We start from the raw sequence: 10,388 nt of genomic DNA on the forward strand, positions 1-10,388 counted from the left end.
AAACAACCAGCTCAATTTAGCTGTACTAGCTCGCATCTCGCTTTTCGTACTTCGTTGCTTACAACCCCTTCGCGCGTAATAAATTTCACGCCTACATTAAACCGTAGGCGTTATGCTTGCATGGCGCGTTTGCGCAGCAACATCTTTTATATAATTCGCGGCTACAAGTGATGCACACTTCACACGTAGGAGGCGTTTTAACGCCGAAAAGCAAACCTTTTAACTGGCATTAAACAACCATCTCGATTTAGCTGTACTAGCTCCTATCTCGCCTTTCGTAACTCGTTGCTTATAACCCTTTCGCGCGAAATAAATTTCACGCCTACATTAAACCGTAGGCGTTATGCTTGCATGGCGCGTTTGCGCAGCAACATCTTTTATAAGATTCACGGCTAAAGCCCTTCCTACAAGTGATACACATCACACACGTAGGAGGTGTTTTAACGCCGAAAAAGTAAAGCTATTCAACGACATTAAACAACCTTCACGGTATAGCTCGTATCTCGCTTTTCGTAACTCGTTGCTTATAACACTTTTCGCACGAAATAAATTTCACGCCTACATTAAACTGTAGACGGCATGCTTGCATGGTGCGTTTGCACTATTCACGTTCTAGCCGCCATTGTTTTAGCCAAGATATCATTCCCACACTGCTCAGCGGGTAACTAAAATAATAACCTTGTGCGGCATATGTATTAAGTGATTTAACAAACTTCAGTTGCTCGAGTGTTTCAACACCTTCACAAATTACTTTAGCATTATTTTGCGTGTGCATATCGACCATACCCGATACTAAGCTGCGCACTTGGGCTTGATGCGCAAAGTCTGCGGTTAATGACGGTGCAACTTTAATGTATTCAACATTAAGGTTAGGTAACTTAGCCAACCAAACGGGGCTGTCTCCCAAGCCATCAACACACACTTTTATACCAATACTATTAAGCCGCGCGACCATGGCTTTACCTTGGTCATCTAACCCCATGAATAAGTCTAACGGACACTCTATAATTAAATCTCCGGGCTCTAAGCGATGCTCAGTTGCGATGCGGTCTACAAACTCTATAAACTCTTCATGAAGCATTTCAGGGCCAAACACATTGATACTCAATGGTAATTGAATGCCTTCCATACGTAAGGCCATTGCAAGCTCTGCGGCACGCTCAATGACAAACGCAGCAACCGGATACCCAAGCCCCGCAACGCGAATATCATCAATAAACTTATTGGCCGCTAATATGCCTTGTTTGGGGTGTTGCCAACGCAGTAAGAGTTCTAAAAACTCAATATGTTCATCACTATTACGAATCACGGGTTGAAAATACAGTTCAAGCTCACTGGCAAAATCAAGATGAGCAAGTTCACGTAATCGGGCTTGTTGCTCTAACTGTTCGATCATCATTTGTGATTGATACGGCACTATCGCTTTATCTGGGTTTGAATCAAGTGCAAGGTAAGCAAAAGAGATTAAATTATCAAAACTGTGATCAGGGTCGTTACAATTTACATAACTGGCACGCACTTTAACTTCAATGGTGCAATTGGCCACATTGAACGGCTTTAATGTCACTTGCCTTATTTGGCTAATTAATTGTTCATGAAGGTGCTTTTGCTCTTCAACCGCGCAAATAAACGCAAAGTTTAAGCCTCCTAAATGAGCCAGCTTATCGACGCCCCCTGAGCGCCCTTTCATATTCAGAACTGCATCTGAGGTGAGCTGCTGTTTGATACGATTGGCCGATTGAGCCAGTAATAAATCACCAAAGTCACGGCCTATGTGCTGGTTAACGGTTTCGAATCCTTCGAGGCGAATCACAACCAGCACACAGTTTTTTGAATGCGCTTCACTGTATACTGCGAAGCTTTTTTCTAATCCTTTGCGATCGGGAAGCTCTTTTAGCGGGGTTTTATCTAAATCGTCGTGGCGGCTAGGCTCAACGGGAACCTCTTCGTCTTCTGCGGGCTCTTCGTAATTAAAAAAGCCTGACACACTGAGTATAACCACCGACAATACTAACCAATAAAAGGCAATATCAAGTAAAAAATGCGCAGAAAATAACACGGCAAAACAGAGTGCTGCCGACACACTGAGTGTGATTGCTAACCAGTTTGTCGTTCTAAATGCTTGCCACAGATGAAAGCACAGACTTATGGCCAGTAATAAAATAAGCCAAGGTGACCCTACACTCAGGATTGCTAAGCCTAATACGCCATTAACGACTAGGCTTAACCTTAATACGGGATGATGGGTTACACACAAGGCACATATCATTGCCATAAAAACGGCACCAGCTAAAAAAACTGGTACAACATCACTACTTAAATTTACGAGGCTCGCAGTACTGCTCGCTAAACTGGCAATTAATGACATGTAATCCAAAATGCGTAAAAACTCTCTCTAACTTAGTCTACCCAAAATCCACAGATTTAACAGTTTATTTACGCCAAATTGGTAACTTAATTGCGCAGGATGGGATATTTGCCAATGGGCAATATCGGCACGCGCACCGACTTTAAGCACACCACGATCACTGAGACCTAATGCCCCCGCAGCATTACGTGTTACCCCTGCTAATGCTTGCTCTGGTGTCATACGGAAAATAGTACATGCCATATTCATCATTAAGTGCAATGAACACAAAGGTGAAGTACCTGGGTTAAAGTCAGTAGAAATTGCGATAGGCACGTGGTATTGCTGTAGTAATTCAATCGGCGGGTATTTTGTTTCACGTAAAAAGTAAAAGGCACCCGGCAAGAGCACCGCCGTCGTGCCAGCGCTAGCCATTGCTTTAATACCCGCTTCATCAAGGTGTTCAATATGATCAGCGGATAAACCATTAAACTCGGCAACTAACGCAGCACCATGTTGATTAGATAACTGCTCAGCATGAAGCTTCACTGGCAGGTTATGCTTTTTAGCCGCTTCAAAAACGCGTCGAGTTTGCTCGTTACTGAAACCTACGTTTTCACAAAAAGCATCAACGGCGTCAGCAAGGTTTCCTGCAACCACTTGTTCTAACATCTCGCCGCATACAAGCTCAATGTACTCATCGCTTCGGCCTTTGTATTCTGGCGGTAACGCATGAGCACCTAAGAATGTTGTCTTCACATCGACAGGGTGGTTTTCACCTAATAAGCGAGCAACTTCAAGTAATTTAATTTCGTTTTCACAATCTAAACCATAACCAGACTTAATTTCTACGGTAGTCACCCCTTCGCCATACAACGCATTTAAGCGCTCTTTCGCTGCAACAAATAGTGTTTCATGGTCGGCTTCGCGTGTGGCGCGAACCGTACTGGCAATGCCGCCACCGTTTGCTGCAATTTGCTCATAACTCACACCTTGCAAACGTTGTTCAAACTCCTCTGCACGGCTACCAGCAAATACAAGGTGAGTGTGACAATCAATTAACCCTGGTGTTAACCATTGCCCTTTTGCAGATACTGTTGGGGTTGCTAACACATCAAATTGTGGCAAGTCAGCCTGTGATCCTAGCCATGCTATTTTGCCGTCTTTTACTGCAATTGCAGCGTGTTCAAGCGCACCATATGGTGCATCAATTGCAGGGTCCATCGTCGCGATATTGGCATCTGTGATCAATAAATCCCAGTGTGCGTGATCATTATTCGTTGTGTGCATTTTTCACCTATACTGATGCGTCGGGTTTGGTCGTTTGAACCCTGTAACTTGAAATTGTTTAAAGTTTAACAACTCACCTTGTATATACAAGAAAATTATGCCACCTTGAAACACACTAAAAAGTTACCAATAACGTTCTCAGCATGAGTGTTCCTAAGTTTGCGCAAATAAAACAATTTATTCTTGAAAATATCCGCGCTGGTCACTGGCAAGAAAATGACCGTGTACCGTCAGAAAATGAGCTCACTAATCAATTTCAAGTGAGTAGAATGACAGCAAGACGCGCTTTATCAGAACTCACCGAAGCCGGTATTTTAACGCGCAACCAAGGGTTAGGCACATTTGTAGCAAGCTTCAAATCGCAATCTTCATTGCTAGAAATAAAAAACATTGCCGACGAAGTAAAAGCGCGAAATAGTCACTACAGTTGCACTATTTTGGTTATGGAATCGATACGTGCTATCGCCCCTATTGCCATTGCACTGAGTGTTGAAGTAGACAGTCATGTGTATCGCAGTGTTATTGTTCACAATGAAAACGAGCAACCACTGCAAGTTGAAGAGCGTTTCGTGAACCCTTTACTTGCCAAAGACTACTTACAGCAAGATTTTCACAACCAAACACCGCATGAATATTTATCGCGCGTCGCCCCACTCACCGAGGCACGCCACACGGTTGAAGCCGTTATGCCCAACCCTGAAATGTGTGAATGGCTCAACTTATATAACGAAGAGCCTTGTTTGCAAGTAATCCGCCGAACATGGTCATCACAAGGTATTGTGAGCTTTGCACGTCTTGTTTCACCCGGCAGTAAATACCGATTAGGCGGGCATTTAACCTTTAAAAAATAGCTAAATAGCGTGTTGGTAACTAAAGTTGAGCGCTTTAATGGCGTCACCATTAATAATTCGCTCCCCCACCTCATTGCTGGTAAAAGTAGGCGCTGGATTACCCTTCTCACGGCACTTTTCTCGATAGTAATCAGCTTTAGTTGGGTGAGCAGGGTTAACGACGTTATAAACACTTTGTGCCACAGGCCAATGCGTAATAACACTAAATATTGCGTTAATTACATCTTGCTGATGAACCATATTAACGATTTGCTCACTTGAGCTAGACAACTCTTTACCTGCCACAAATTGTCCCGGCTCACGTTGTGGACCAACTAAACCAGCCAAACGTAATACTTTTCCACCTGCTTTTAATACGGCTTGCTCTGCATCGTATAGCTGTTGCTGACGGTCTGTTTGACACTCAATAATACTTGCTTCGTTGTAAAGCCCATTATCATTAGCATAAACCCCTGTTGACGAGCACAAAATAAAGCCTTTGCAATGCAATGAATCGGCAAGAGCCAGTCCTGCATTTAAGGTCTCTAAATAATTACTTTGCTGTTGCCTACTACGTGGAGGAATAGCACATACCCACCATGCATTTTCAAGGCTAACATCATGCTTAACTTTTCCCTGTTCAAGTAAGAATTGTCTATGAAAATCAAATTGATGTTCACTACTTCGATGTGTGCCTTGCACATCCCACTGTAATTTTTTGGCTTCAAAGCAAAGTGCCTGACCAAGCCACCCAGCACCAAGTACAACTATTTTATTATCAAAATTAACCATTTAATAATATCGCCTTATCTATATGTAATATTTTATTAATAAGCTTCACTATGCAATGTAGCGATTTAGGTGCAAATATGATTAGATAACTAACTCTACCCGATAATAAAAACACGTGCACCTATGTTAAATAACCTTTCTTTACGTAAAAAAATATTATTACTCATCGGCGGAACGATAAGTGTATTACTTATCATCGCGTCTAGTTTTTTTGTGAGCCATATTGCTGACCTATCACGTCAGGCTATCCAACGCGAAGCGGATAGCTACTTACAAAGTGAGCGGCTTTCAATGCAAAGTTACTTTGCCAAATACGGTAAAGTAGTTGAAACCTTTGTAACCAATCCGCACTTAGTAAATTGGTTTGATAATTGGAACAAGCGCGATCAAAGCCTTGAGAACCAACCCGGATACGACAGCGTTAACCAAGACTTTGTGCGTATTAGTGGTAACGACGACAATATTTTATCTGCCTTCTTCGCATCGGCGACAACCGGTGAGTACTTTAAAGAAAACGAACGCACCACTCACTACAATGGCCAGCCTTATTACGCTTATAAACGTGGCTGGTGGCAAGATGCCTTAAAGATCAACAAATTGTATGTTGGTCCTATTTCTGTTGATTTAACCACAGGCAACGCCTCAGCTGTAGTACAGCAACCTGTTTATAATAAACAAAACAAACTGGTTGGTTTTGGTGGGGTTGATTTACAACTTAACAATATCAACGACATGGTTGAAGATATTCGCTTTAACGGACAAGGGTTTGGCTTTTTACTTGATGGCAACCAAAAGGTGGTTCACTTATCTAAGCGCACCGACCATAAACTGTCTGTGACAGACGAAGGTCCAAACGGCAAAGAAGGTCTTGATGCCCTCGAAAAACAATTTAGTGACACATCAGGCTTCAGCGAATTAAACCGCACCATGAAAAGCAACAAAGACGGCAGTGGTTTTGTCACCCTAAAAGGCGAGCAATATTACGTTGTATACAACCGCCTTGAATTAGAAAGCCCATACCTTGATTGGTATGTGGGTATTTTAATACCAACCAGCATGATCGAAAAGCCAGTACATGATGCAGTCATGACAACAACGACCTCTGTGATCATCATTTTAGCGATTATTATTGCGATGATCTTCTGGGCTACGCAAATGATCACTAAACCACTGACAAAACTTACTTATATCATGCGTGATATTGCTTCAGGTGATGGTGATTTAACCCAAAAAATCGAAATAAAGAGTCAAGATGAAGTTGGTCAGCTCGCTCACCACATGAATACCTTTATCGATAAATTACGCGCCATGATGCTTAATACAGCAGCCCAAGCTGAGCAGTTAAGCCAAGCGGCTTCACAGCTTAAAATCGTCTCTAAAAAAACCAACGACGAAATTCAGCAAGAAAAACAACAAGTTGACAGTGTTAGCGCCGCAGTAACAGAAATGGCCTCTACGGTACTCGAAATTTCGCGAAATGCGCAACACACCAACAATGCAGCCGAAGAAGTGCAAAGCATTACAGCCGATGGCACCAAGCGTTCAACGCAGGCGCAATCGGTGATGACCGCACTTGCCAGCCACATCGGTGAGGCATCTAAAGTTGTTGCTGGGCTTGAGCAAGAAAGCGGCAATATTGGCGCTGTTGTCGATGTAATCAACTCAATTGCAGAACAAACCAATTTACTGGCACTCAATGCAGCCATTGAAGCGGCGCGTGCAGGTGAGCAAGGGCGAGGCTTTGCGGTGGTTGCTGATGAAGTACGCTCACTGGCAAGTCGTACACAAGAGTCGACCGATGATATTCGTAATATGATCACGCGTTTACAGCAAATAGCTCAAAAAGCATCCACCATGATGCAGCAGGGTCAAGAGCGTGCAGAAGGCTCTGTAGAGCAAACTCAAATTGTACTGCAAGCTCTGCAAGATATTGCAGGCTCAGTGACGAATGTACAAGACCAGAGTCATCAAATTGCGACCTCAACTGAGCAACAAACGGTGGTTGCTGAGGACATTAACAATAGCCTCGCGGCAATTAACCATTTAGTTAATAGTACAGCAGATCATGCACATGAGTTAGCAGACGAAGCACGCGATCTCAATGAGCTAGCTATTTCACTTAATAAAACAGTTAATCAATTTAAGTTGTGATTAGTCATTGAATTGTTCTAGGTGTGTGTTCTTGCTACTTATTATAAGTAACAAATCAGGCACCATGCAGTCGTTAATAAGAAATTTTTAACGCTGCAAACGACAGGTCTAAATCATTCACACTGATTTGAATTGGTATTGAGATAGATTGCAGATGTAATTAAAAACCCGATGTCACCTGAAGATGACATCGGGTTTTTATCGTCAGCCTTCCTTGTTACCTGTGGCGTAACCGCTTTAGTAAGTTCCATAAATAGTTGCCACTGTTGCTCATTCCATGTAGCAACTCCCTTGTTGTTCAGTCCGTGTAATAATTGCGCTTGTACTTGTTCCATTTTGTCACCTCCTTACGCTAGCTTCATCCATATTTGGCTCCTAGCCTAAACCAAAATCCTTGGTGTTTATCCTTTCACTTTATCCATAAAGCGTTGCCATTGTGCGCTTGTCCATAACGCCTTGTTACTTCCTTGCTGTCCTTTGTGCTGTGTTACATTTTCCATACTGTAAATCTCCTTGCAGTGTTGTCATCCATTATTACGTGTGCATTTCCTTGCCGTACACTCATTCCTTTGAACCGTGATTATTATCGCTTACCGATAATATACACAGCATGAATCAAACCTGGAATGTACCCTAATAAGGTTAAAATAATATTAATCCAGAATTGTGCCCCTAAACCTACCTGTAAAAATACGCCAAGAGGCGGAATTAAAACCGAGAAAATAATGCGTATTAAATCCATAACTCACTCCTTGAAAAAGATAAGCCCAGCCAAAGCTGGGCTATAGGGCGTGCTATTATTCAGCAACAATCTTAAGTTCATCGATGACTTTACGCACATCTTCAGCATTTTCAGCAATGCTCACTGCTAATTGCTTTTCTGCATCTGACTTAACCGTACCTTTTAATGTAACAACGCCTTTATCTGTATCGACATCAATATCAGTGCCGCCTACTTCAGAGTTAAATAAATAACGTGTGGTGATCACTGTACTGATCTTCGCATCAGTTAAGTCACTTTCTACTGAGTCACCTTTATCTGCACTCGTGGCCTTAGACTTCATGTTTTTCACAACCGTTAGTTTGTTATCAACAGCAGTTACACCGTCTAGGCTAAGTACAAGCTCTTCGGCTAACTCTTTGTCTAATTCACTATCAACTTTACCGGTTAATACAACTTTGCCGTTTTTTACGTCTGTGTTGATATCAAAATTATTTAGGTTAGTGTTCATAAGAAGCACAGTTTCTGCCTTACCATCAATCCAAGCATCTTTACTTTCATTTTCCCAGTTGCTTGCCTGAGCACTCATACTTGTTGCACCAATTACTAACGCAGCAATCATAGTCTTGTTGAATGTATTCATAATCTTTCTCCTTTTGATTAAAGACGAGATAACTAATGCGACTTCGATGCCAACTTTTTATTTTTATATTATTCAATAAGTTAAATCGATATTCAGCCATGATTTATATTCGTTTCGGTAATTATTTACAGACAATTCGGTAATAAGTTCACTCTGTTATAAAAATGACTAATTAATTGTCAATCTTATTAATCTATGGTTAATTTAACGAATGAAAGCCCACACCAAAAAACATAAACCAATGAATATTAATAAAATAATTTTTGGCCTACACTTTGCTTTGTGATTAACATAACTTTAAAACTCAACAGGGAATTATCATGGCCGTCAAACTCGAAGATCGCCCCATCGAGCAAGTAAGAGAAGAAGTAATCGATCAACTTATCTATAACTACAGTCATGCAGTTATTTCAGCAGAAGCATTTGAACGAAGACTAGACCAAGCAATGGAAGCCACCAGCAATGAGGTGTTAATTGAGCTGGTTGCTGACTTAGAGTTAACAGCAGATATTGACTACAAGTCACATAAACACGTGCAGTTTAAGCCTCACTATGCACATGGTAGCGATGCAGAAAGCCTGCAACTACGCAGTATTTTAGGTTCCAACGAGCGCAGCGGCCAATGGCTAGTCCCGAAAGAAATTCACCTAACGAACTGTTTAGGCTCAATTGAATTAGACTTTAGTGAAGCCGTTTTTCAGCACCAGCATGTCACCATCTACGTAAACTGTATTTTAGGCAGCGACGAAATCTACGTGCCAGAACATGTAAATGTAGTGTCAAAGCTGTTTAGTGTGGTAGGTAGCGTTGAAAATAAATCGGTTGCACTCAATAAAGGGCAAGGCCCCACAATTACGATTGAAGGTAATGTTTGGCTAGGCTCAGTAGAGATTAAAGTCAAACGCACCATGAAAGAAAAGTTCATCAGCTTTGCCAACAGCCTAAAAGCCAGTTGGAAAGAAATGAATAGAGTGCAATAACGAAATGCGAGTTGCGAAACCCCTTCGCGCACAATAAATTTCACGCCTACATTAAACCGTAGGCGTTATGTTTACATGGCACGTTTGCACAGCAACGTCTTTTATAAAATTCACGGCTAAAGCCCCTCCTACAAGTGATACACACTTCACTCGTGGGAGGCGTTTTAACTAAACAAGCTCGCTTTTCGCAGCTCGTTGCTTATAACTCTTTCACGGCTAAAGCCCTTCCTACAAGTGATGCACACTTCACTCGTGGGAGGCGTTTTAACGCCGAAAAAGCAAACCTGTTCAGCGACATTAAACAACCTTCACGGTTTAGCTCGTATCTCGCCTTTCGTAACTCGTTGCTTACACCCTTTCACGGCTAAAGCCCCTCCTACAAGTGATACACATCACACACGTGGGAGGCGTTTTAACGCCGAAAAAGCAGACCTGTTCAGCGGTATTAACAACCATCTCGATTTAGCTGTACTAGCTCGTATCTCGCTTTTCGTCACTCGTTGCTTACACCCTTTCACGGCTAAAGCCCCTCCTACAAGTGATACACATTTCACACGTGGGAGGCGTTTTAACGCCGAAAAAGCGAACCTTTTCAGCGACATTAAACACCCTTCACGGTTTAGCTCGCATCTCG

At 42.2% G+C, this 10,388-nt stretch carries 9 protein-coding genes; 3 read left to right on the top strand and 6 right to left on the bottom strand.

Annotation, left to right across the window (positions count from 1 at the left end; all coding sequences use genetic code 11):
- Positions 1-601: 601 nt before the first annotated feature.
- Both JIG41_RS22540 and hutI read right to left on the bottom strand, forming a co-directional pair.
- A complete protein-coding gene (locus JIG41_RS22540; RefSeq protein WP_249406747.1) occupies positions 602-2,275 on the bottom strand; it encodes a GGDEF domain-containing phosphodiesterase in 1,674 nt (557 codons plus the stop codon).
- A 120-nt stretch (positions 2,276-2,395) separates the two neighbouring features.
- A complete protein-coding gene (gene hutI, locus JIG41_RS22545; protein ID WP_036973224.1) occupies positions 2,396-3,637 on the bottom strand; it encodes an imidazolonepropionase in 1,242 nt (413 codons plus the stop codon).
- A gap of 143 nt (positions 3,638-3,780) precedes the next feature.
- Between hutI and hutC the strand changes: the two genes are divergently transcribed.
- Positions 3,781-4,488 carry a histidine utilization repressor gene (hutC, locus tag JIG41_RS22550; protein ID WP_036973226.1) on the top strand — a complete coding sequence of 236 codons (708 nt, stop codon included), beginning with the start codon at positions 3,781-3,783 and terminating at the stop codon, positions 4,486-4,488.
- Here hutC and JIG41_RS22555 read toward each other — a convergent pair whose 3' ends face one another.
- On the bottom strand, positions 4,489-5,259 hold the full coding sequence (locus JIG41_RS22555) for an NADP-binding protein (RefSeq protein ID WP_065979379.1): 771 nt from the start codon (positions 5,257-5,259) through the stop codon (positions 4,489-4,491).
- A gap of 123 nt (positions 5,260-5,382) precedes the next feature.
- On the opposite strand from JIG41_RS22555, the gene JIG41_RS22560 reads away from it, so the two are divergent.
- Positions 5,383-7,410, top strand: a complete 2,028-nt coding sequence (locus tag JIG41_RS22560) for a methyl-accepting chemotaxis protein (protein WP_199525503.1) — start codon at positions 5,383-5,385, stop codon at positions 7,408-7,410.
- A gap of 113 nt (positions 7,411-7,523) precedes the next feature.
- Here JIG41_RS22560 and JIG41_RS22565 read toward each other — a convergent pair whose 3' ends face one another.
- From JIG41_RS22565 to JIG41_RS22575, 3 genes are all read right to left on the bottom strand, one after another.
- Positions 7,524-7,745, bottom strand: a complete 222-nt coding sequence (locus JIG41_RS22565) for a hypothetical protein (protein WP_036973229.1) — start codon at positions 7,743-7,745, stop codon at positions 7,524-7,526.
- A gap of 248 nt (positions 7,746-7,993) precedes the next feature.
- Positions 7,994-8,152 carry a YqaE/Pmp3 family membrane protein gene (locus JIG41_RS22570; protein ID WP_036973230.1) on the bottom strand — a complete coding sequence of 53 codons (159 nt, stop codon included), beginning with the start codon at positions 8,150-8,152 and terminating at the stop codon, positions 7,994-7,996.
- A 55-nt stretch (positions 8,153-8,207) separates the two neighbouring features.
- Positions 8,208-8,774, bottom strand: coding sequence for a BON domain-containing protein (locus JIG41_RS22575; RefSeq protein WP_182395596.1), 567 nt, complete (start codon positions 8,772-8,774; stop codon positions 8,208-8,210).
- Positions 8,775-9,094: 320 nt separating this feature from the next.
- Here JIG41_RS22575 and JIG41_RS22580 point away from each other — a divergent pair, with 320 nt between their 5' ends.
- Positions 9,095-9,754, top strand: coding sequence for a LiaF domain-containing protein (locus JIG41_RS22580; RefSeq protein ID WP_065979377.1), 660 nt, complete (start codon positions 9,095-9,097; stop codon positions 9,752-9,754).
- The last annotated feature ends 634 nt before the right edge of the window (positions 9,755-10,388 follow it).

The organism is Pseudoalteromonas sp. bablab_jr011 (genome assembly GCF_016464045.1).
Classification (GTDB): Bacteria; Pseudomonadota; Gammaproteobacteria; order Enterobacterales; family Alteromonadaceae; genus Pseudoalteromonas; species Pseudoalteromonas lipolytica.